26 protein-coding genes, 1 tRNA gene and 1 riboswitch are annotated in these 21,570 nt (G+C 60.7%); of the genes, 17 read left to right on the top strand and 10 right to left on the bottom strand.

Annotation, left to right across the window (positions count from 1 at the left end; all coding sequences use genetic code 11):
* Nucleotides 1-63: 63 nt before the first annotated feature.
* From ACJ8PI_RS01460 to ACJ8PI_RS01445, 4 genes are all read left to right on the top strand, one after another.
* Complete coding sequence (locus tag ACJ8PI_RS01460) at nucleotides 64-1,131, top strand: diguanylate cyclase (protein ID WP_060429631.1); 1,068 nt, start codon at nucleotides 64-66, stop codon at nucleotides 1,129-1,131.
* Nucleotides 1,132-1,386: 255 nt separating this feature from the next.
* A riboswitch (Fluoride riboswitch) is annotated at nucleotides 1,387-1,449 on the top strand.
* Nucleotides 1,450-1,528: 79 nt separating this feature from the next.
* Nucleotides 1,529-1,912, top strand: coding sequence for a fluoride efflux transporter CrcB (gene crcB / locus ACJ8PI_RS01455; protein WP_060429629.1), 384 nt, complete (start codon nucleotides 1,529-1,531; stop codon nucleotides 1,910-1,912).
* Between the two features lie 288 nt (nucleotides 1,913-2,200).
* Complete coding sequence (locus ACJ8PI_RS01450) at nucleotides 2,201-2,797, top strand: TetR/AcrR family transcriptional regulator (RefSeq protein ID WP_164134428.1); 597 nt, start codon at nucleotides 2,201-2,203, stop codon at nucleotides 2,795-2,797.
* Between the two features lie 6 nt (nucleotides 2,798-2,803).
* The gene (locus ACJ8PI_RS01445; RefSeq protein ID WP_164134429.1) at nucleotides 2,804-3,994 is read left to right on the top strand and encodes a multidrug effflux MFS transporter; all 1,191 of its coding nucleotides are present in this window, start codon (nucleotides 2,804-2,806) and stop codon (nucleotides 3,992-3,994) included.
* Between the two features lie 57 nt (nucleotides 3,995-4,051).
* Here the strand turns inward: ACJ8PI_RS01445 and cspE are convergent, their stop codons facing one another.
* A complete protein-coding gene (cspE, locus tag ACJ8PI_RS01440) occupies nucleotides 4,052-4,261 on the bottom strand; it encodes a transcription antiterminator/RNA stability regulator CspE (protein ID WP_004940030.1) in 210 nt (69 codons plus the stop codon).
* A gap of 346 nt (nucleotides 4,262-4,607) precedes the next feature.
* Between cspE and ACJ8PI_RS01435 the strand changes: the two genes are divergently transcribed.
* The 6 genes from ACJ8PI_RS01435 (at nucleotide 4,608) to ACJ8PI_RS01410 (ending at nucleotide 9,813) form a co-directional block, all read left to right on the top strand.
* The gene (locus ACJ8PI_RS01435; RefSeq protein WP_060438995.1) at nucleotides 4,608-5,771 is read left to right on the top strand and encodes a M20 peptidase aminoacylase family protein; all 1,164 of its coding nucleotides are present in this window, start codon (nucleotides 4,608-4,610) and stop codon (nucleotides 5,769-5,771) included.
* A 188-nt stretch (nucleotides 5,772-5,959) separates the two neighbouring features.
* Nucleotides 5,960-7,285: an LLM class flavin-dependent oxidoreductase gene (locus ACJ8PI_RS01430; protein WP_039566954.1), complete on the top strand. Its 1,326-nt coding sequence runs from the start codon at nucleotides 5,960-5,962 to the stop codon at nucleotides 7,283-7,285.
* Nucleotides 7,286-7,311: 26 nt separating this feature from the next.
* Nucleotides 7,312-7,521, top strand: a complete 210-nt coding sequence (locus ACJ8PI_RS01425; RefSeq protein ID WP_239509785.1) for a hypothetical protein — start codon at nucleotides 7,312-7,314, stop codon at nucleotides 7,519-7,521.
* A 9-nt stretch (nucleotides 7,522-7,530) separates the two neighbouring features.
* A complete protein-coding gene (locus ACJ8PI_RS01420) occupies nucleotides 7,531-8,058 on the top strand; it encodes a GNAT family N-acetyltransferase (RefSeq protein ID WP_033653215.1) in 528 nt (175 codons plus the stop codon).
* Between the two features lie 30 nt (nucleotides 8,059-8,088).
* Entirely contained in the window at nucleotides 8,089-8,976 is an 888-nt protein-coding gene (locus tag ACJ8PI_RS01415; RefSeq protein ID WP_033647216.1) for an amino acid ABC transporter permease, read from the top strand.
* Nucleotides 8,977-8,985: 9 nt separating this feature from the next.
* Nucleotides 8,986-9,813 (top strand): amino acid ABC transporter ATP-binding protein, encoded by an 828-nt coding sequence (locus ACJ8PI_RS01410; RefSeq protein ID WP_015376924.1) that lies wholly within the window; start codon nucleotides 8,986-8,988, stop codon nucleotides 9,811-9,813.
* A 36-nt stretch (nucleotides 9,814-9,849) separates the two neighbouring features.
* Here ACJ8PI_RS01410 and ACJ8PI_RS01405 read toward each other — a convergent pair whose 3' ends face one another.
* Complete coding sequence (locus ACJ8PI_RS01405; RefSeq protein ID WP_049235220.1) at nucleotides 9,850-10,359, bottom strand: VOC family protein; 510 nt, start codon at nucleotides 10,357-10,359, stop codon at nucleotides 9,850-9,852.
* Between the two features lie 165 nt (nucleotides 10,360-10,524).
* Between ACJ8PI_RS01405 and ACJ8PI_RS01400 the strand changes: the two genes are divergently transcribed.
* A complete protein-coding gene (locus ACJ8PI_RS01400; protein ID WP_033647218.1) occupies nucleotides 10,525-11,004 on the top strand; it encodes a cold-shock protein in 480 nt (159 codons plus the stop codon).
* Between the two features lie 24 nt (nucleotides 11,005-11,028).
* On the opposite strand, the gene ACJ8PI_RS01395 is transcribed toward ACJ8PI_RS01400, so the two are convergent.
* From ACJ8PI_RS01395 to ACJ8PI_RS01365, 7 genes are all read right to left on the bottom strand, one after another.
* Entirely contained in the window at nucleotides 11,029-12,477 is a 1,449-nt protein-coding gene (locus ACJ8PI_RS01395) for a GGDEF domain-containing protein (protein WP_033653356.1), read from the bottom strand.
* 630 nt (nucleotides 12,478-13,107) lie between these two features.
* On the bottom strand, nucleotides 13,108-13,659 hold the full coding sequence (locus ACJ8PI_RS01390; RefSeq protein WP_041033835.1) for a flavodoxin family protein: 552 nt from the start codon (nucleotides 13,657-13,659) through the stop codon (nucleotides 13,108-13,110).
* 446 nt (nucleotides 13,660-14,105) lie between these two features.
* Nucleotides 14,106-14,249: a hypothetical protein gene (locus tag ACJ8PI_RS01385; RefSeq protein WP_162882640.1), complete on the bottom strand. Its 144-nt coding sequence runs from the start codon at nucleotides 14,247-14,249 to the stop codon at nucleotides 14,106-14,108.
* Nucleotides 14,250-14,358: 109 nt separating this feature from the next.
* Nucleotides 14,359-14,685, bottom strand: coding sequence for a gamma-glutamylcyclotransferase family protein (locus ACJ8PI_RS01380; protein ID WP_033647222.1), 327 nt, complete (start codon nucleotides 14,683-14,685; stop codon nucleotides 14,359-14,361).
* A 132-nt stretch (nucleotides 14,686-14,817) separates the two neighbouring features.
* Nucleotides 14,818-14,894, bottom strand: a tRNA-Arg gene (locus ACJ8PI_RS01375).
* Nucleotides 14,895-14,990: 96 nt separating this feature from the next.
* A complete protein-coding gene (locus tag ACJ8PI_RS01370; protein WP_070099211.1) occupies nucleotides 14,991-15,311 on the bottom strand; it encodes a hypothetical protein in 321 nt (106 codons plus the stop codon).
* Entirely contained in the window at nucleotides 15,308-15,517 is a 210-nt protein-coding gene (locus ACJ8PI_RS01365) for a hypothetical protein (protein ID WP_172668113.1), read from the bottom strand. The genes ACJ8PI_RS01370 and ACJ8PI_RS01365 overlap by 4 nt, the downstream gene beginning before the upstream one ends.
* 205 nt (nucleotides 15,518-15,722) lie before the next feature.
* Here ACJ8PI_RS01365 and folD point away from each other — a divergent pair, with 205 nt between their 5' ends.
* Together folD and ybcJ are read left to right on the top strand one after the other, a co-directional pair.
* The gene (folD, locus tag ACJ8PI_RS01360; RefSeq protein WP_033637396.1) at nucleotides 15,723-16,589 is read left to right on the top strand and encodes a bifunctional methylenetetrahydrofolate dehydrogenase/methenyltetrahydrofolate cyclohydrolase FolD; all 867 of its coding nucleotides are present in this window, start codon (nucleotides 15,723-15,725) and stop codon (nucleotides 16,587-16,589) included.
* Between the two features lie 10 nt (nucleotides 16,590-16,599).
* The gene (gene ybcJ, locus ACJ8PI_RS01355; protein ID WP_015376914.1) at nucleotides 16,600-16,812 is read left to right on the top strand and encodes a ribosome-associated protein YbcJ; all 213 of its coding nucleotides are present in this window, start codon (nucleotides 16,600-16,602) and stop codon (nucleotides 16,810-16,812) included.
* Between the two features lie 61 nt (nucleotides 16,813-16,873).
* Here the strand turns inward: ybcJ and cysS are convergent, their stop codons facing one another.
* The gene (gene cysS / locus ACJ8PI_RS01350; RefSeq protein WP_041033731.1) at nucleotides 16,874-18,259 is read right to left on the bottom strand and encodes a cysteine--tRNA ligase; all 1,386 of its coding nucleotides are present in this window, start codon (nucleotides 18,257-18,259) and stop codon (nucleotides 16,874-16,876) included.
* Between the two features lie 308 nt (nucleotides 18,260-18,567).
* Between cysS and ppiB the strand changes: the two genes are divergently transcribed.
* The 4 genes from ppiB to purK all read left to right on the top strand — a co-directional run bounded on the left by ppiB (nucleotide 18,568) and on the right by purK (nucleotide 21,533).
* Complete coding sequence (gene ppiB / locus ACJ8PI_RS01345) at nucleotides 18,568-19,062, top strand: peptidylprolyl isomerase B (RefSeq protein ID WP_004940183.1); 495 nt, start codon at nucleotides 18,568-18,570, stop codon at nucleotides 19,060-19,062.
* Nucleotides 19,063-19,072: 10 nt separating this feature from the next.
* Entirely contained in the window at nucleotides 19,073-19,795 is a 723-nt protein-coding gene (locus ACJ8PI_RS01340; protein ID WP_060387367.1) for a UDP-2,3-diacylglucosamine diphosphatase, read from the top strand.
* Between the two features lie 149 nt (nucleotides 19,796-19,944).
* Complete coding sequence (gene purE, locus ACJ8PI_RS01335; RefSeq protein WP_033653219.1) at nucleotides 19,945-20,469, top strand: 5-(carboxyamino)imidazole ribonucleotide mutase; 525 nt, start codon at nucleotides 19,945-19,947, stop codon at nucleotides 20,467-20,469.
* The gene (purK, locus tag ACJ8PI_RS01330; protein ID WP_164134430.1) at nucleotides 20,466-21,533 is read left to right on the top strand and encodes a 5-(carboxyamino)imidazole ribonucleotide synthase; all 1,068 of its coding nucleotides are present in this window, start codon (nucleotides 20,466-20,468) and stop codon (nucleotides 21,531-21,533) included. Before purE ends, purK begins: the two co-directional genes overlap by 4 nt.
* Nucleotides 21,534-21,570 lie beyond the last annotated feature (37 nt).

Here is a 21,570-nt window from a genome sequence, read left to right as displayed (position 1 = left end):
AGACTATTCTTAGTTTATCGCCCGCATGATACGCTGCCGTGATACTTATCAGGGAGATGCCGGATGTATATTGCTCCACCCATTTTCGATGCCCGAAAATCCGGCCTCAGCTTCGCCAAACGCACCTATCTGCCCCGCGTCGCCGGCCTGGGACTCGGCTTTATCTGCGTCTGCGCCGCGCTCTACCCCTTGGCTCCGCCCACGGCGGTCTGGCTATTGCTGGCCTTTCACGGCTTTCTCTGGCCGCATCTTGCCTACCACCTGGCCCGCCGCGCCAAAGATCCGTTCAAAGCCGAGATCCGCAACCTGCTGATCGACTCCGCCTTCGGTGGCTTCTGGGCCGCGATGATGGCGTTCAATGCGCTGCCGGCGATCGTCATCCTGTCGATGATGAGCATGAACAACATCGCTTCCGCCGGCAAAGCGCTGTTTGTCAAAGGGTTGGCGATTCAATTGGCCACGGCGGCGCTGACCGGCGCGCTGCTCGGCTTCCCGTTTCAACCGCACAGCACGCCGCTGCAAATCTATCTGTGCCTGCCGATGATCTACCTGTACCCGACGCTGCTCGGGCTGGTGACCTACCGCACCGCCAAGCGGCTGGCGAAAAAGAAACAGGAGCTGCAACGCATCAGCACTCGCGATGGGCTGACCGGCTTGTACAACCGCCGCCACTGGGAGCACCTGCTGCATCGCCAGTTTGACAGCTGCCGCCGCTACCAGGACAACGCCACGCTGATCCTGATGGATATCGATCGCTTCAAAACCATCAACGACACCTTCGGCCACGCTTTAGGGGATGAGGCCCTGGCGGCGCTGGCGGAAGAGCTGCTGATCGGCTTGCGCAACGTGGATATCGTCGGGCGCTACGGCGGCGACGAGTTTGGCGCAGTGCTGCCGAACACCAGCGCCGAACAGGCGGTAACCGTCCTGCGGCGCATCCAGCAGCGGCTGGACGCCGTCATCTTCAAAGAGGCGCCACAGCTGCGGCTGCAGATCAGCGCCGGCATCGCCAACTACCACCCCGCGCTGGGCGGTTATCTGGACTGGCTGAAAGCGGCCGACGGCGCGCTTTACCGGGCGAAGCAAAATGGCCGTAACCGGCTGGAAACGGCGGCGCCGACGGGCGACTAACTGACTGGTTTAATAACTTGGCAAAATACTTCGGCGCTTCGACAAAGCCTTCACGCCGGTAAAACGCATGCGCCCGCTCGCTTTCCACCGCCACCAGCAGCGCCTCGGTGCCGGGATAATCCAGCGCCGTCATTAATTCGGCGATCGCTCAGGCGCGCCGTTCTGATTTTCATGGGGTGACCTCGCAGATTGTCGATACTACAAAATAGGCGGCGTTAGGTGTAACATCCATCCGGTGCGGCGAAAAAGGCCGTGCGGCACGCTGGAGATGACATTCCTCCCTAACCGCCTTCACAGGCTGATGATGTCTACGTAACCTCTCGGAGAGAGGCGCGTAGCGTTACGCCTGTCCCTTTCCGAACCCCGTGAATTTCTCTGATTGAAAGGGAGTTGCCCCATGTTGAGCTCTTTACTGGCCGTATTTATCGGCGGCGGCGTCGGCAGCGTTTTGCGCTGGGCGGTAAGCATGAAAATGAACCCGCTGAACGCCCACATTCCGCTCGGTACGCTGATGGTCAATCTGCTCGGCGGTTTTATCATCGGCCTGGCGATGGCGATTTTCACCCGCATGACGCATCTGGATCCCACCTGGAAATTGCTGATCACCACCGGCTTCTGCGGCGGCCTGACCACCTTCTCCACCTTTTCGCTGGAGGTGGTATACCTGATGCAGGATGGCCGCTTCGGCTGGGCGCTGGCCAACATGCTGCTCAACCTGGCCGGCTCGCTGGCGATGACGCTGCTGGCTTTCATGCTGGTGATGTGGGTCAACGGGCGCTAAGCCCTTAATGTTTCCTTAATCTTGCATGCGCATAATCTCATCCAGTACTCCTGACTGGATGAGAAACCGCTATGTTTAGCCTGCCGAAAACCGCCGCCGAAGCGATTGCCGTTGCGCTGTGCGTGCTGATCGTCGCCGCCTTTATCAAATCCTACCTGTTCGCTTAAGCGCTTTTTCCCGCAGCACGCGTTCATGTTGCGTCTTTCCCGCCGGTTACACTACAATTGAGAATGAACGTTCACACCCAGAAATGTGAACCTGGCTCACGCGTAGCAAAGGATCGGGCAGATGCTCTCCCCCAACGACAGTAAACAGGCCAAGGTGCAGGCCCGCCGCGATCAGATCGTCGAAGCGGCGAAAACCAGCTTCCGCCGCCACGGCTTCCACGCCGCCAGCATGGCGGAGATCGCCCAGGGCTCGCAGCTCAGCGTCGGGCAAATCTATCGCTATTTCGCCAATAAAGACGCGATTATCGAAGAGATCGTCAACCGCATCATCGCCAGCAAGATGCAGCGGCTGGAAAACCTTGGCGATCACATCAACCTGATCGCCGACACGCTGGCGGCGCGCACGCTGTTTCAGCAGCCGGGCGAGAGCGAAACCGATCACATGCTGATGCTGGAAGTGACCGCCGAGGCCACGCGCAACCCGGTGGTAGCCAAAATGCTCAGCGATGCGGAAGCGCGGCTGTTTCGCCACGTGTGCCACAACCTGCAGCGGCTGTATCCCGATTTCAGCGCGGAAGAGATCGCCGCGAGGGTGGAGTTTATCGCCGTCATGAGCGAAGGCACCGGTTACCGTATCCTTACCACGCAAAAAGCCGATGCGTCCCTGCTGCGCGATCTGTATCAGCAGGCCATTTCTCACCTGTTCAGGAAACGCTAATCTCCCATGACCAAACACATAGCCAGACAACGTCTGGTGTACGCCGTCGTGCTTGGCCTGTTGGCCGCGCTGGGGCCGCTGTGCACCGATCTCTATCTACCCGCCCTGCCGGAAATGGCGGGCGAACTGAATACCTCCACCGCCGCCGCACAGCTCAGCCTGACCGCCGGGCTGCTCGGCCTGGGCGTCGGCCAGCTGATTTTCGGCCCTTACAGCGACAAACTGGGCCGCATGCGCCCGCTGTTGCTGTCGCTGATCCTGCTGCTGGGCGCTTCGCTGTGGTGCGCCCTCGCGCCCACCATCGACCAGTTGCTGATCGCCCGTCTGCTGCAGGGCATCGCCGGCGCCGGTGGCGCGGTGATTTCTCGCGCCATCGCCCGCGATCTGTACGCCGGCCATGAGCTGACCCGCTTCTTCGCCCTGCTGATGCTGGTCAACGGCCTGGCGCCGATCGTCGCGCCGGTGCTGGGCGGCGTGATGCTGCAGGTGATGAACTGGCGCGGCATCTTCGGCGTGCTGGCGGCCATCGCCGTGCTGCTGTTCAGCCTGTCGGCGCTGAAGCTGCGCGAATCCCTGCCGGTAGAACGCCGCAGCCAGGGCGGTATCCTGGCGATGCTGATGTCGCTGGGCGGGTTGCTGACCCAGCGCTATTTCATGGGCCTGTGCCTGACGCAAGGCTTCGTGATGGCCGGCATGTTCGCCTATATCGGCGCCTCGCCTTTCGTCTTGCAGCAGATCTACGGCCTCAGCCCGCAGATGTTCAGCCTGTGCTTCGCCATTAACGGCGTCGGGCTGATCATTGCGGCGCAGCTGGCCAGCCGCCTCAGTTCGCGTTGGGGGGAGCGTCGGGTATTGAAGAGCGGGCTAACGCTGGCGGCCGCCGCATCGCTGTTGCTGCTGTTGGCCGCCGCGCTGCATGCGCCGCTGGTCGTATTGCTGGTGCCGCTGTTCTTTTCGGTGGCGGTGATCGGCATCGTCGGCCCGACCGCCTCTTCGCTGGCCATGCAAAGCCAGGGTGACAAAGCGGGCAGCGCCTCGGCCTTGATCGGCGTATGCATGTTCGCCCTCGGCGCCTGCGCCGTGCCGCTCACCGGGCTGGGCGGCACCTCGGGCCTGTCGATGGCGCTGACCATCGTCGGCTGTTACGCCATCGCCATCCTGCTGTTCAGCCTGTTGGCCCGCCGCAGCGAGGCATAACGCGCCCAATAAAAAACCCGCTCAATGAGCGGGTTTTAAGAAATTCAGCTACGCAGCTTAGATAGCAGTAACGTTAGCGGCAGATGGGCCTTTGGCACCGTTCGTGATTTCAAACTCTACACGCTGGCCTTCAGCAAGCGTTTTGAAACCGTTGCTAACGATGGCAGAGAAGTGAACGAAAACGTCCTTGCTACCATCTTCCGGAGTAATGAAACCGAAGCCTTTGGATTCATTAAACCACTTAACGCTACCTTTAATCTTAGACATCAAACTTACCTTTAACGTGAATGAAAGACACAAAACCTGTGTCGATTACAGTACAGCAAGCAGGCAGGATTTTGTCCACCACCGCGATCACAGAAATCCGATAAAGAGTGAAAAAATCCGTGTAGCCCGGTGTAAATGGATTGCACCGGTTGCGATAAGCTCCCGTTCCAGGTCAATCCTCTCCACGCGCCGGCGAACAATGCGCGAACGGCCAAACCCGCCCGCTTACCCCAGCGTTGACGCCCCCATGCAGACGCAATCGCTATGAAATATAACCAGATGGTCTTTTTGCTTCGGCGGCCACTGCACTAGGGTTAGGGTTTATTTCCCACTGTGAGCCAAGCCTATGACCAGCCAGTTGGCAGACAAAATCATCGCCTATCGGCGTGAGCTGCACCAAAACCCGGAGCTTTCCAATCACGAATTCGCCACCACCGCCCGGCTGACCCGCTGGCTGCAAGAGGCGGGCATTCGCCTGCTGCCGTTGGCGCTGAAAACCGGCGTCGTGGCGGAGATTGGCAGCGGCAAGGGGCCGATCATCGCGCTGCGCGGTGACATTGACGCCCTGCCGATCGACGAAATCGCCGACGTGCCCTTCAGCTCGCAAAACCGCGGCGTGATGCACGCCTGCGGCCACGACTTTCACACCTCGGTGATGCTCGGCGCCGCACACCTGCTCAAAGCGCGTGAGGCCGACCTGCCCGGCACGGTGCGCATCTTCTTCCAGCCGGCGGAAGAGACCTTCAACGGTGCCCGACATCTGATCGACGCTGGCGCGCTGGATAACGTTGCGGCGGTATTTGGCCTGCATAACGCGCCGGAGCTGCCCACCAGCACCTTCGCCACCCGCGCCGGGCCGTTCTACGCCAACGTCGATCGCTTCCAGATCCTCATCACCGGCAAAGGCGCGCACGCCGCCAAACCGGAACAGGGCGTCGACACCATCGTCACCGCCAGCCAGATCGTCGGCGCACTGCAGACGCTGCCCAGCCGCAGCTTCAGCTCGCTGGAATCGCTGGTGGTGAGCGTAACGCGCATCGAAGGCGGCAATACCTGGAACGTGCTGCCGCAAACCGTGGAGCTGGAAGGCACGGTGCGCACCCACAGCGACGCGGTGCGCCGCCAGGTACCGGACAAAATTCGCCAGGTGATCGACGGCGTTGCCGCCGCGCTGGGCGCGCAGGCCGAACTCCGCTGGCAGCCGGGGCCGCCGGCTGTAATCAATGATCCGCATTGGGCGGCGTTCAGCAAAACCGTCGCCGCCGAGGCCGGCTACCGGGTCGAAGAGGCGGAACTGCAGATGGGCGGTGAAGATTTCGCGCTGTATCTGCACCATGTGCCGGGCGTATTCGTCAGCATCGGCTCCGCCAGCGAATTCGGCCTGCATCATCCGCGTTTCAATCCCGATGAACGCGCTCTGTTCCCCGCCGCGCAATATTTCACGCTGCTGGCGGAACGCACGCTGCAACAATTAACCACCACGCCGGAAAAAGCCCTCAGCAACGCCTGAATAACGGTAAAGCGTATTTCCCCGACGCAGAGGATGCCGCGTCGGGGATTATTTTTTCGCTCGCCGTGATATTTGCAATTTTCAACATTTGAATATGCTGTTTTGTTGTTTTACATCCCGCCGCCGCTCATCAATAGTGGGCACATCAGACACCGCGCGCCTCTGCGGCGCATGACAGGATAATCACGATGAGCGACAACGCGACTAATCAACGGCAATTGCGGCTGGGCGCCATTCTGCATGGCGCATCGGGAAATATGTCCGCCTGGCGCCACCCGGACGCCACCGCCGACGCCAGCATCAACCTCGAATTTAATATCGCCACGGCGAAAAAAGCCGAACAGGGGAAATTCGATTTCGTCTTCGTCGCCGATGGGCTATATATCAACGAAAAGTCCATTCCGCATTTTCTTAATCGTTTCGAACCGCTCACCCTGCTGGCCGCGTTGTCCGCCGCCACCGATAAAATCGGCCTGGTGGGCACCCTCTCCACCTCCTACAGCGATCCGTTCACCGTCGCCCGCCAGTTCGCCAGCCTCGATCACCTGAGCAACGGCCGCGCCGGCTGGAACGTGGTGACCTCGCCGCTGGAAGGCTCGGCCAAAAATTTCTCGCGCAAAGAACACCCGGAGCACAGCCTGCGTTACCGCATCGCCGGCGAGTTTCTCGACGTTGCCAAAGGGCTGTGGGATTCCTGGGAAGACGACGCCTTCGTGCGTAATAAGGCCAGCGGCGAATTCTTCCGCGCCGGCAAACTGCACACTCTCAATCACCAGGGGGAGTTCTTCTCGGTGCAGGGACCGCTGAACATCGGCCGCACGCCGCAGGGGCGCCCGATCCTGTTCCAGGCCGGCGCCTCCGAAGACGGCAAACGGCTGGCGGCCCAACACGCCGATGCGATCTTCACCCATCACGACACGCTGGAGCAGGCGCAGGATTTCTACCAGGACGTGAAGCGGCAGCTGGTGGAACAGGGGCGCGAACCGGACGATCTGCGCATCTTCCAGGGCGTCAGCGTGATCGTCGGCGACGACGACGCGGACGTCGAGCGCCAGTACCAGGAGACCGCCCGCCTGGTCAGCATCGAGAATGCCCTCAACTACCTCGGCCGCTACTTCGAGCATTACGATTTCGCCCGCCATCCGCTGGACGCCCCCTTCCCCGACATCGGCGATCTGGGGCAAAACAGCTTCCGCAGCACCACCGACGCCATCAAGCGCAGCGCCCGCGAGCGCAACCTCACGCTGCGCCAGGTGGCGCTGGAAGCCGCCTCGCCGCGCCCGGTGTTCAGCGGCACGCCGGAAGCGGTGGCGGATGGCCTGCAACGCTGGTTCGACGGCGAAGCCGCCGACGGTTTCATCATCAGCGGCGGTACGCCCAACGCCTTCGGCCACTTCGTCGATCGGGTAGTGCCCATCCTGCAGCAACGTGGCCTGTTCCGCCAGGCGTACCACGGCGACACGTTGCGTGAACATCTAGGCCTGAAGCGCCCGTTGAACAGATTCACCCAATAATAAGATCGCTTTCAGGGATACCCGCTATGCAGAAAACCGTTACCGCCGCCCTCGTGGCGGCCTTGCCGAGCCTGACCGGCGCCGCACAGGCGGGCACCGGCATCGATTTGCAGACCTATGCCCCCCCTATTCACGCGCCGAAGAACCCGCAGGCGAACGCCATGGTCAACCGCTGGGGCGAGAGCGCCGAACGCCTTGCGCAGTCGGAAATCAACCCGCCCGGCCAGGGCGATTAGGAGCGCGCGATGACGCAAGACACCTTCATTCAGACGCTGCCGACCGACCCGCTGATCGCCCCGGTGATCGAAGGGCTGTTCGGCGAATATCGTCAGCGCTACGGCGACTATTTTGGTGACCAGGAACCGGAAGCGCTGGATCTATACGCGCCACCGCAAGGAGCCTTCATCGTGCTGCTGCGCGCCGGTGCGCCGATCGCCATGGGCGCCTTCAAACGCTATGACGCGCTAACCGCCGAGCTGAAGCGCATCTGGACGCGGGGCGACCTGCGCCGCCAGGGCCTGGCGCAGCGGGTGCTGCAGCAGCTGGAAACGCTGGCGCTGGCGCAGGGATATCGCCGGCTCTATCTAACCACCGGCTTTCGCCAGCCCGAAGCGGTGGGCCTGTATCTGAGCAACGGGTATCAGCCGCAGTTCGATCCCACCGTCGACAGCGAGATATACAGTCGCCCACCCTACGATGGCCGCCTGCCGTTCCGCAAAAGCCTGATTGCAGAGGACGCGTGTTGTTGCGCGTCGGAAAGGAAAATCGCCTAAGGCCCCTTAATCTGTATCAGGAGACATGACATGTCCAAACAAGAAGTCTTGAAAGTGGTGCCCGCCCGCTATCCGCTGCGGCTGATCGGCGCGCTGTTTTCGCTGTTTATTCTGGCCGCCATCGTGCAATCGGTGGCGGGCAACGCGCGCTGGGAATGGGGCGTGTTCGCCGAGTGGTTCTTCGCGCCGGCGGTGCTGGCAGGGCTGGGGCAAACCCTGCTGCTGACGCTGCTCGGCACGCTGTTCAGCATCCTGTTCGGCACCCTGCTGGCGCTGGCGCGGCTGTCGCGCTCTTACCTGCTGGCGTCGCTGGCCTGGGGTTATATCTGGCTGTTTCGCTCGCTGCCGCTGATTCTGGTGCTGATCATCCTGTACAACTTTTCCTATCTGTATGACGCCATCTCGCTGGGCATTCCCTTCACCTCCGTGGTGTTCGCCAGCTACCCGACCATCGACATTCTCGGCCAGTTCGCCGTGGCGGTGCTGGGCCTGACGCTGGTGCAGTCCGCCTACACCGCCGAGATCATCCGCGGCGGCATCCTGGGCGTGGATTACGGCCAGCACGAAGCGGCGGCGGCGCTGGGGTTGCCGGGCTATCGCCGCACCTTCCGCATCATTCTGCCGCAGGCGCTGCGCTCCATTATTCCGACCGGCTTCAACGAGATCATCAGCCTGGCGAAAGGCACCTCGATCGTTTACGTGCTGGCGCTGCCGGAGCTGTTTTACACCATTCAGGTGATCTATAACCGCACCCAGCAGGTGATACCGCTGCTGATGGTCGCCACCGTCTGGTATCTGTTCATCACCACCGCGCTGTCGGTGATCCAATACTACATCGAGCGCTATTTCGCCCGGGGCGCGGTGCGCGAACTGCCGCCGACGCCCTGGCAGCAACTGGCCGGCTGGCTAAAACGTTAGGAGACCCGCATGTCTGAAGCCATTGATTATTACGCCTTGCCCGAACAGCCGGCGCGCAATCTCACCCCGGTGCCGGCACGCGGCCTGATCGAAATCAGCAACGTCAGCAAGTTCTTCGGCAAGCACAAGGCGCTGGACGACGTCAGCCTGACGCTGCAGCCGGGCACCGTCACCGTGATCCTCGGCCCTTCCGGCTCCGGTAAATCGACGCTGCTGCGGGCGATCAACCACCTGGAACGCGTGGACGAAGGCTTTATCCGCATCGACGGCGACTACGTCGGCTACCGCCGCAAAGGCAACCGGCTGTATGAGCTGAAGGAAAAGGCCATCCTTCGGCAACGCATCAACGTCGGCTACGTGTTCCAGAATTTCAACCTGTTCCCGCACCTGACGGTGCTGGAAAACATCATCGAAGCGCCGGTGGTGCACAAGATCCACTCTCGCGAACGGGCGAAAGCGGTGGCCTATGAACTGCTGGATACCGTCGGACTACGCCACAAGGCGGACGCCTACCCGCGCCACCTCTCCGGCGGCCAACAGCAGCGCATCGCCATCGCGCGCGCGCTGGCGCTGAACCCGAAGGTGATCCTGTTCGATGAACCGACCTCCGCGCTCGATCCCGAGCTGGTCGGCGAAGTGCTGGATGTGATAAAGGGGTTGGCGGATCTGGGCGTCACGCTGGTGGTGGTCACGCATGAAATCGGCTTTGCGCGCGAAGCGGCGGATCGGGTGGTGTTTATGGTCGATGGACAGATCGTCGAGCAGGGCGACGCCAGGCAAGTGCTGGCCCAGCCGCAGCATCCGCGCACCGTCAACTTTCTCAACAAAGTGCTGTGATCGTCGGGGCGCCGCGGCGCCCCGTACCCGAGCTGCTTACCGGCCGGCGAAGCGCCGCTTCTCGGCGGCGAAATCCAGCGGGCGGATCCCCTGCTGGTTTTTGTCCTCGTCGGTCAGCAACGCCGGCGGAATAAACCACGTCACCTCGAACAGCAGCCCGTCCGGATCGTGGCCATAAATGCTTTTGTGCACGCCGTGATCCTCTTCCAGCCCGAGAATGCCGCGTTCGGCCAGCTGGTGACGAATGCGCTCCAGCTCTTCCAGGCTGTCCACTTCCCAGGCCAGATGGTACAGCCCGGCCGCTGGCTCATGCTCCGCCGGCGGCTCGTTGTTGGCGCGAAAGACCCCGGCGCGCTGCTGGCCCAGGTTCTTGCTGAACAGCGCCAAATCGTGATCGTTGTCCGAATCGGCGGCCTGGGTAAACACCGCCCGATCGGGGCTGTCGGACGGCTTGAGCTTGAACCCCAACACCTGATGATAAAAGTCGGCGCTCTGCCGCACGTCGCTGACATACAGCACGGCGTGATTGAGACGTTTGATGCCCATCGCTATTCCTTTACGCATTGAATGAAGTCAGCATGAACATAGCATGTGGGGGGAAAGCCGCTAAATGCCGTTATCGCATGACGAAATGCCGCCCGCGCAATCTGTCGCTGCAAGGCATTCCGCGCTATCATAAGCGCTGTATAGAACCCTTTTGTGAGAATAGCGATGAACGGCAAGATAACGACTTTTTTTGAAGACAAAGGCTTCGGCTTTATTACCGACGAGAACGGAGAAAATCGTTATTTTCACGTGATTAAAGTGCAAAACCCGGAGCTGATTAAGAAAAACGCGGCGGTGACCTTCGAACCGACCAACAACACCAAAGGCCCGTCGGCTTATGCGGTTAAAGTGTTGGCGCCCAGCAAATACATCATCATCGCCAATGAAAGAATCAAGATCGCCAGCATCAAGTCGTTCAATACCTTCACCAAGGAAGTGCCGGCCAAAGCCGACGTGGATAAAGAGAACACTGTGCTGTCGGTCGGCCTGCTGATGAACCGCATTCGCCCGCAGTCAGAAGATCAGGCGCAGACCATGCAAACGCTGCGCATGCTGACCATTACCACCTTCCAGAACACCACCCATACCTTCTCCGAGCACGAGATCGATATGGATGAGACCATTAAGGCGCTGAAAAGCCTGTAAGCGCCGGTTGCCCAGCGTCGAGCCCTAGCGGAACAGGATATGCTCGACGCTGTTGCCGCTCACCACGTTGAACGACTCCACCCGATTACGCCCCTGCGATTTGGCGCGATACAGCGCGATATCCGCCATATTCATCAGTTGCTCCAGCGATTTCACCTCATTCATCGCCAGGCTGGCGACGCCGACGCTGATGGTGATTTTCAGCGTCTGTTTGCCTTCCGCCTGCAGTTCCGCCTGCTCCACCAGCCGGCGCAGATGTTCCCCCAGCGCCACGCCCTGCGCCGCCAGCGCGCGCGGCAGCATGATGGCGAACTCTTCTCCGCCCAGGCGGCCGAACAGCTGATCGTGCCGCAGCTCGCGCCGCACGATGTGCGCGAACGACGCCAAAACCTGATCGCCGGCGCTGTGGCCGTGCGTATCGTTGATCTGCTTAAAATGGTCGATGTCGATCAGCAGTAGCGACACCGCCTCTTTCGAGCGGTGCTTGTGTTCCAGCAGCTCGCCCGCTTTGCGCGTCATCGCGCTGCGCGCCAGCACCCCGGTCAGAAAATCGTGGTTGGCGCTGTGCTCCAGACGCCGCATCAGTTTGCGGTTGGCGGCGATAGAGCTGGCGAGGATCAGCGGCCCCATCACCAGCATGGCGATGCCCAAGCGGGCGGACATCAGCGTGTCGAGGAAGGCGTTGTGGTTGTTCGGCGTTTCGTACAGCACCAGGTTGGCGGAAATGCTGCTGATCTCGGTCATGCCGGTCAACAGCGTCAGCAACGTCACGGGGAACAGCGGGTAGCGCACCGCGCACCACAGCAGCGCCGGGATCGGGAAGGCGATAGCGCCCGGCCCGCCGATATAGACGCTGAATATCAGCGACAGCAGCAGCGCCAGCAGCGGCAGGCAGCCCTTCAGGCGCCAACGCACCTGCATGCGCAGCAGCTGCTTCAACCGCGGCGCCGCCATCAGCACCGGCAACAGCAGCAAGGTCGTCGAGAACTGCTCGCTGAACCAGGCCAGCCAGGCGACCACCACCGTGTTGTTGTACAGGCTGTCGTTGCGCAGCACCGACAGCGTCGACGCCACCGCCGCGCCGGCCAGGCTGGCGCTGAACATATAGAGTATCGCCTGGGGTTTGCCCATGCGCCGTTGAGATTGGGGCAGCATCAGCATGATGCCGTAACCGACGGCGATCAGCGACATGTTGCAGGCGTTCAGCCACAGCGCCAGAGACCAGCCTTCGCCGGTGCTGAGATCGGCGGCGACCATGCCCAGATAGGTGGTAAGCCAGCCGAGCGGCGTGGCGTAAACGGGTTTTCGCAGCAGCAGGCCGAGCAGAATCGCATTCACCGGCCAAAATAAGGAAAGCGAGCCAATCGGCCGGCTAAGAATACCCACCAGGGAAAGTAAAAAGGCCAGCATGAAAAGATTGATCAGCTGAACCGTTAGCGGCAGGCCATGCCTGGCGTTTATTCTGGCGTTCATCGCCTCGCCCATATTTTGCTAATAACCAGAATAATAATGTGCATACTCTCTCGCCCGGCCAGTGAGGGATAGTCAATCCGAGTTTCAACCAAAAAAGCCAGACAAATCAATAATAAAAAGCATTAACATTTAATTAACAGACTTTTCTTAGCCTGATGCGCCTGCGGCGAACTCCCCCCGCATAGCGTCAGCAAATAATGCCCACTCTGCTGTCAGCATAGCGCATAGCGTAATAGGCCGCCGAGGGCGTTAATTACATTAATAAGTTTATGGTTATTGGTCGTTGAATGCTGTTTGAATAACTGCGCGATTATTTTCCTGCAACTGGGCCGCCCGTGCAATAACAACCCCAAAAAAGCCCGCATAGCGCGGGCTTGCCTGAACAACAGCAAATCGACAGTTACAACACGGCCATGCCTTGCATGCCCGTGCTGCCGCGCAGTATAGCGGTGCAAGCTTAAGCAGACCTTAGCAACAAAAAACCCGGCCTAGGAACCGGGAATATTTGTACGAAATGCAGTGTTAGCCCAAGCAGGCTAATAACATTTCGCAGCTTACACGCCAATTGTGCAGAGAAAATGAACGCGGCGTCCGCTCAACCGCACCGCCGCCCTCTCTGCACGGAAGGGCTTACGCCAGTTTGGCGGCAAAGCCCGCTACGCGCTGGCCATAGAGCTTGGCGGTCGCCAGATCGCCCGACAGCATCTCATCCACGCCGGCATCCGCCGGGGTCTGCACCAGCAGCCCCACCGAACCGCCCAGGTTATTGACGTCGGTGCGCTGCGCCGATTTGGTGTTGGCCGGCAGCAGCCCCAGGCTGACCCACAGGCCGCCATGTTGTGAAGCCAGCGTCTGCAGCGCGATCAACGTCACCTGCTTGTCGCCGTTCAGGCTGGCACTGTTGGTAAAGCCGCCGAACACTTTGTCCTGCCACTTGCGGCCGAACCAGGCCTTGGAGCTGGCGTCGGCGAATTTCTTGAACTGCCACGACGGCCCGCCCATATAGGTCGGCGAACCAAAGATGATGGCGTCCGCCTCATCCAGCGTCTGCCAGGCTTCGTCGCTGATATCGCCGTTCTGATCGATGGCGATCAGTGCCGCCCCGGCGCCTTCCGCCACGACTTTCGCCAAACGCTCGGTATGGCCGTAGCCGGAATGAAACACCACTACTGTCTTCGCCATAGAAATTCTCCACTCATTGCACAAAGACGCCGACGGCGCCCCTCTCGCGTTCAATCTAATCAAGCGCGCAGCGGCTGAATACCGAATAAAACTGACGGTGTTATTCAAAAAAATCGCGTTACTCTGCCAGGCATGCGCAGATAAAAAAAATCCCGCGCAAGGCGGGATAAACTTAACAGGGATGGGGTAATACACTACAGGGAATGGATAACACACAACATCATCGGGTAGAGCTACAGTACCAATCCCAATGTATAGAACTGTCATCCCCGCGTAAGTTTGCTCGGCCAGATGTAACGCCGAATGGGAAATATGACATTTTTCTCAACGCACCACGAACAGGCGCGACTCAAACCGCCGCTCTTGAAGATGCCGGTATTGCCCCCCCGGCGACGAACGGCCGAAGTTCGAAAAATCGGCGCAATCAGCGCGGCGCCGCACGGCCCTCAGCGGATTTCAACAGTGATATCCGGGTAAGCTTGCTCGCCGTCGCTGAGGTAATGCCCCAACGCCCGGTAAGCCATAACGTATAGCACGGCGGCGGCGCACAGGCACAGCAAGGTCACGAGCAGGAATCTGGATTTGCGCACGATAGGCTCCGTGGAGAAATTTTCGCCTATTGTAGCGCGGCAAAATAAACGAAGGTTCAATTGCCGGTGGGTCAAGCGCCTCGCACTCACTCGGCGAGGCGGCTTCATATCATTTCTTCAGCATGTAGATAAACGAATCGACGGTTTCGCCGCCGGCGGTGGTGACGCTGACCGCCACTCGTTCATAACCCTCACCTTCAAACGCATCGAGAGTCGGCCAGTGGTTGACGAGGTTAGCTGAACGGAACAGAAACCCGTTCACCCGATTGCCACTGTTATCCAGCACGATGCCCGGGTAGCCCATCTCGGCGCCCCAGCCTTCGTTAAGCAGCGAGCCGCCGACGCTGCCTTCTTCCCAGCTGCCGCCGATGGCTTCCATAATGTGCGCGTTGGGCCTGCCCGGCCCCAGGGTGCCGTAAACGAATAAGCTTTGCATTTTTCTCTCTACTACTCACTGAAAGTTAACGCATGAACATAGCATGACGTTCAGCGGCGAGCCAACGGGAGTACGGGTAGCGCAGTCGAGTTTTCAAGGGAACAAGTAGGGGGAAGAAAATCAAGGGAGTAATGGCACGCCCTATAGGATTCGAACCTATGACCTACGGCTTAGAAGGCCGTTGCTCTATCCAACTGAGCTAAGGGCGCATTGAGATGCGGCAACCTGCGGCTGCGGGTTGGGATTATACGGTCAGAGGTTAGCGAGTCAATGCCTTTTCATGACGTTACGGCGGCGGCCGTGCTTTATGGCGTTTTTTCCGCCAGCGCCCGCGCGGCGAGGGTTCCCGTCAACCGGGCGCCGCCATGCTGAGCCAGACCAAAGCCTACGTAAATCGGCGCGCGCTCAGCACCTTGCCGCCCATCGCCCCGCCGCAGGCAAAGGCGGGCGGACTGCACCACCGCCGTAATGTCGCCCCAATCGGCATGCTCAACCACCTGCATGTTGCAGGTCGCCTCCCCTCTTTTCCCCAGAGCGGAGTCAGGGCGTGCGCTGTTTAAAGAAGCCTGGCTCCCCGATGCCCAAACCAGCAACAGCGCGCAGCCTGCCCAGGCACAGCCTTTCATGCGCACAGCCTCCGCCACAGCGCGCTCAGGCGCGCCCGCCACGACGGCACTCCTTCATGCTTGCCGAGCCGATGCAGCGCGGTGAGTTGCGCGCTGTCCGCCGGATGCAGCGAAGAATCGAACACCGTTTCCCCTATGCGTTTAGGCTCCGCCGGTTGCTCGTCAGGCTGATGATGCAACGGGTAAAGCCGGGTTATCGCCCTCATGATCCTGCCCTCTTTCGCCCTGTGAACCGCCCCAGCGTATCCAAGTGCCGGTAAAAATGGCGTAGAGGATCCTGAGGCCGGCATAAAAAAAGCGTAAATCGGCGTCGGCAACGGCCGCGAGGGTGATTCTGCGCCTGACAGCGCGCTCAGCTTCTGCCAGAATAGCGGCATCCCCGCTTTTCTTAATTGATGGATTTCCACACTGATGTCAGCAAAGATTATTGATGGTAAAACGATTGCGCAGCAGGTTAGAAACGAAGTGGCTGAGCAAGTGAAACAACGTCTGGCGGCCGGCAAACGCGCCCCAGGGCTGGCGGTTGTGCTGGTCGGCGAGAACCCGGCTTCGCAAATTTACGTCGCCAGCAAGCGCCGCGCCTGCGATGAAGTCGGCTTCCTTTCCCGCTCCTACGACCTGCCCGCTGCCACCAGTGAAGCCGAGCTGCTGGCGTTGATCGACCAGTTGAACGCCGATCAGGAAATCGACGGCATTCTGGTGCAACTGCCGCTGCCGGCCGGCATCGATAACGTCAAGGTGCTGGAACGCATCCACCCGGACAAAGACGTCGACGGCTTCCACCCGTACAACGTCGGCCGCCTGTGCCAGCGCGCCCCCAAACTGCGCCCGTGCACGCCGCGCGGCATCGTCACCCTGCTGGAGCGTTATAACATCGATACCTACGGCCTGAACGCCGTGGTGGTCGGCGCCTCCAACATCGTCGGCCGCCCGATGAGCATGGAGCTGCTGCTGGCCGGCTGCACCACCACCGTCACCCACCGCTTCACCAAGAATCTGCGTCATCACGTCGAGAACGCCGATCTGCTGGTAGTAGCAGTTGGCAAACCGGGCTTCATTCCGGGCGACTGGATCAAACCGGGCGCCATCGTGGTGGACGTCGGCATCAACCGCTTGGAAAGCGGTAAAGTGGTGGGCGATGTCGATTTCGACGCCGCCAGCGAGCGCGCCGCCTACATCACCCCCGTGCCGGGTGGCGTTGGCCCGATGACCGTTGCTACACTGATCCAAAATACCTTGCAGGCCTGCGAGGAATATCACGACGTTCAACCTAAATAAGTAAGGCAGTATGGAAATTTTCAATCTGGACAATCATCCCCACGTCGAACTGTGCGACCTGCTGAAGTTCCAGGGCTGGTGTGAAAGCGGCGGCGCCGCCAAAGAAGTCATCGCTGAAGGGCTGGTGAAAGTCGACGGCAAGGTCGAAACCCGCAAGCGCTGCAAGATCGTCGCCGATCAGGTGGTGGAGTTCAACGGCGGCAAGGTCATGGTTAAACCCTGACCCGCCGCCATAGGAAAAGGCGCTGAATTCAGCGCCTTTTTTGTTTTTCCCTGCGGCCGGATTACTTACGGCGCCAGGTGGTGCCCTGCGGGCCGTCTTCCAGCACGATGTTCATCTCGTTCAACCGATCGCGGGCGGCATCCGCCAGCGCCCAATCCTTCGCGGCGCGCGCTTCGTTACGCTGTTTGATCAGCGCTTCGATCTCCGCCACTTCGCCGTCGTCAACCTGAGCGCCCCCTTGCAGGAACTGCTCCGGCTCCTGCTGCAGCAGGCCGAGCACCTTCGCCAGCTTGCGCAGTTCCGCCGCCATGCCGTTGGCCGCCGCCATGTCTTCACCCTTGAGGCGGTTAACCTCGCGCGCCAGATCGAACAGCGCCGAGTAGGCTTCCGGGGTGTTGAAGTCGTCGTCCATCGCTTCGCGGAAGCGGGCTTCGAACGCTTCGCCGCCGGCCGGCACGGCGTCGGCGTCGGTGCCGCGCAGCGCGGTATAGAGGCGCTCCAGCGCGGTGCGCGCCTGCTTGAGGTTCTCTTCGCTGTAGTTCAGCTGGCTGCGATAGTGGCCGGACATCAGGAAGTAACGCACCGTCTCCGCATCGTAATGGCCGAGCACGTCGCGGATGGTGAAGAAGTTATCCAGCGATTTGGACATCTTCTCTTTGTCGATCATCACCATGCCGGAGTGCATCCAGTAATTGACGTACGGGCCGTCGTGGGCGCAGCTCGACTGTGCGATCTCGTTCTCGTGGTGCGGGAACATCAGATCGGAACCGCCGCCGTGAATGTCGAAGTGGGTGCCCAGCTGTTTGCAGTTCATGGCGGAGCATTCGATGTGCCAGCCCGGACGGCCCGGCCCCCACGGCGACTGCCAGCTCGGCTCGCCCGGCTTGGACATCTTCCACAGCACGAAGTCCATCGGGTTGCGCTTCACGTCGTCGATCTCCACGCGCGCGCCGGCCTGCAGCTGATCCAGATCCTGACGCGACAGCAGCCCGTATTGCGGATCGCTGTCGATGGAGAACATCACGTCGCCGTTGCTGGCCACGTAGGCGTGATCGCGATCGATAAGGCGCTGGGTGATCTCGATGATCTCGGCGATGTGCTGGGTCGCGCGCGGCTCTTGATCCGGGCGATCGATCAGCAGCGCGTCGAAGTCGGCGTGCATTTCCGCCAGCATGCGTTCGGTCAGCTGGTCGCAGGTCTCATGATTTTCCGCCGCGCGGCGGATGATTTTGTCGTCCACGTCGGTGACGTTGCGCACGTAGTTCAGCGAATAGCCGAGATAGCGCAGGTAACGCGCCACCACGTCGAAAGCGACAAAGGTACGACCGTGCCCGATGTGACACAGGTCATAGATGGTTACCCCGCACACGTACATGCCCACTTTCCCGGCATGAATGGGTTTGAATTCCTCTTTTTGACGACTCAGGGTATTAAAAATCTTTAGCATCGGGAGATTCCGTGGTGTGCGTGATAACAAAAAAGATAACCGGGCTTCAGGTTTCCGCCCGGTAGCGTATTGAAACCTGAAGCCTGATCTATTGCAAGGTTAAGGCCATGCTTTGCTGATTTCACGCGAATAAAATGCGTGAAATTCGGCGGCTGGCGCAATTGTTATAATATAACACAAATGCGATTACCACAGACAGTGCGCGGTTGAGCCGCTGCTGACTCGCTGGGGCGGATATGTTATAAGGGCGGTCTGAATGTTCACTCGCTTTACGTGACGTCTCACTTCACCTTGTTAGGATTAAAACTATGGTTACTTTCCACACCAATCACGGCGATATCGTTATCAAGACCTTTGCTGACAAAGCGCCGGTTACCGTTGAAAACTTCCTGAACTACTGCCGCGCCGGTTTCTACGACAACACCATCTTCCACCGTGTGATCAACGGCTTCATGATCCAGGGTGGCGGTTTCGAGCCGGGCATGAACCAGAAAGCGACCAACGCGACCATCAAGAACGAAGCCAACAACGGTCTGAAAAACACCATCGGCACCCTGGCAATGGCGCGCACCAACGATCCGCACTCCGCCACCGCACAGTTCTTCATCAACGTGGCTGACAACGACTTCCTGAACTTCCGCGGCGAAAACGTGCAGGGCTGGGGCTACTGCGTGTTTGCTGAAGTGGTTGAAGGCATGGACGTGGTCAACAAGATCAAAGGCGTGAAAACCGGCCGCAGCGGCATGCACCAGGACGTACCGGTAGAAGACGTGGTGATCAACAGCGTGACCGTCAGCGAGTAATCGCGGCTGCATGAGTACGCTGTTCATCGCAGATCTGCACTTGTGCGCACAGGAACCGGCAATCACTGCCGGTTTTCTGCGTTTTTTACGGCACGAAGCGGTGCACGCCGACGCGCTGTACATCCTTGGCGACCTGTTTGAAGCCTGGATCGGCGACGACGATCCCGAGCCGCTGCACGCGGAGATCGCCGCGGCGCTGAAAGCGCTGCAACAGGCCGGCGTGCCCTGCTACTTCATCCACGGCAACCGCGATTTTCTGCTCGGCAAACGCTTCGCCCGCGCCAGCGGCATGCAGTTGCTGCCGGAAGAGAAAGTGCTGGAGCTGTACGGCCGCAGGATCCTGATCCTGCACGGCGACACCCTGTGCACCGACGATCACGCCTATCAGCAATTCCGCCGTAAAGTGCACAACCCGCTGATTCAAAAATTGTTCCTGGCGCTGCCGCTGCGCTGGCGATTGAAGATCGCCGCCAAAATGCGCGCCCGCAGCCAGCAATCCAACCAGGACAAGTCGGAAGCCATCATGGACGTCAACCCGCAGGCGGTCGAGCAAAGCATGCTGCGCCACGACGTGCACTGGATGATCCACGGCCATACCCATCGCCCGGCGGTGCACCGGCTGGCGTTGAGCAACGGCGAAGCCCATCGCGCGGTGCTGGGCGCCTGGCACGTCGAAGGATCGATGATCAAAGTCAGCGCCGACGCCGTCGAGCTGATCCAATTCCCATTCTGAATTCCGGACTGGCGCGCGAGTGAAAATTCGCGCTTTCGACGGTGAAAACCGGCGACGCAACCGTTTTCCTCGCCGTGCGCTCATGGTATGCTCTACGCCCTCATTCGGCCCTCAGCCGACGCCAGACAAATCACAGGAGCCTTACACCCATGGGAGCCAACGCCGCTTCAGCCGCCACTACCGGGGCGAAAATCGCAATTGTAATGGGATCGAAAAGTGACTGGGCCACCATGCAGTTCGCCGCCGAAGTCCTGACCCAGCTCGATGTCCCCTTCCATGTCGAAGTCGTTTCCGCCCACCGCACGCCGGACAAGCTGTTCAGCTTCGCCGAGCAGGCTACCGCCAACGGTTTTGACGTGATCATCGCCGGCGCCGGCGGTGCGGCGCACCTGCCGGGCATGCTGGCGGCGAAAACCCTGGTGCCGGTGCTGGGTGTGCCGGTGCAAAGCGCCGCGCTGAGCGGCGTAGACAGCCTGTACTCCATCGTGCAGATGCCGCGCGGCATTCCGGTGGGCACGCTGGCGATCGGCAAAGCCGGCGCCGCCAACGCCGGGCTGTTGGCGATGCAGATCCTGGCGCTGCACGATGCCGCGCTGGCGCAGCGTTTGGCGGACTGGCGTCAGGCGCAAACCGAAGACGTCTTGAACCACCCCGACCCGCGGGAGGATGCATGAAGCCGGTTTGCGTACTGGGCAACGGCCAGCTGGGGCGCATGCTGCGCCAGGCCGGCGAACCGCTGGGCATCGCCGTTTACCCTGTCGGCATCGATGCCGAACCCGAGGCGGTGCCGTATCAGAATAGCGTCATTACCGCCGAGATCGAACGCTGGCCGGAAACCGCGCTGACGCGCGAGCTGGCGACCCACAGCGCCTTCGTCAACCGCGACATTTTCCCGCGCCTGGCGGATCGCCTGACGCAAAAACAGCTGCTCGATCAGCTCGGCCTGGCGACCGCGCCGTGGCAGCTGCTGGCGAGCGCCGCCGAATGGCCGCAGGTATTCGCTTCGCTGGGCGAGCTGGCGATCGTCAAACGCCGGGTCGGCGGTTATGACGGCCGCGGCCAGTGGCGCTTGCGCCCGGGGCAGGAAGCCGAACTGCCGGCCGATGCCTATGGCGAGTGCATCGTCGAGCAAGGCATCAATTTCTCCGGCGAAGTGTCGCTGGTGGGCGCGCGTGGCCACGACGGCCGTTCGGTATTCTACCCGCTGACCCACAACCTGCATGAAGACGGCATCCTGCGCACCAGCGTGGCGCTGCCGCAGCCCAACCCGGCGCTGCAGCAACAGGCCGAGCAGATGCTGGCGGCGATCCTGAACGAGCTGAACTACGTCGGCGTGATGGCGATGGAGTGCTTTATCGTCGGCGATCGGCTGCTGATCAACGAACTGGCGCCGCGCGTGCACAACAGCGGCCACTGGACGCAAAACGGCGCGTCCATCAGCCAGTTCGAGCTGCACCTGCGCGCCATTCTCGGCCTGCCGTTGCCGCAGCCGGTGGTGAGCACGCCGTCGGTGATGGTCAACCTGATCGGCACCGCCGTCAACGAACAGTGGCTGTCGCTGCCGCTGGTGCATCTGCACTGGTATGAGAAAGAGGTGCGCCCGGGCCGCAAGGTCGGCCATCTCAATCTGAACGACCCGAGCGCCGCCGTTCTGCGCCAGGCGCTGCAGGCGCTGGCGCCGCTGCTGCCGGGCGAGTACCAAAGCGGGCTGGCCTGGGCGCAGCAGAAGCTGGCTTAACGGTTTAAGCCGCCGAAAAAGAAGAAGGTTCAGCCCA

Source organism: Serratia sp. CY82433 (genome assembly GCF_052166535.1).
Classification (GTDB): Bacteria; Pseudomonadota; Gammaproteobacteria; order Enterobacterales; family Enterobacteriaceae; genus Serratia; species Serratia sarumanii.
This window is presented reverse-complemented; position numbering and strand designations above follow the sequence as displayed.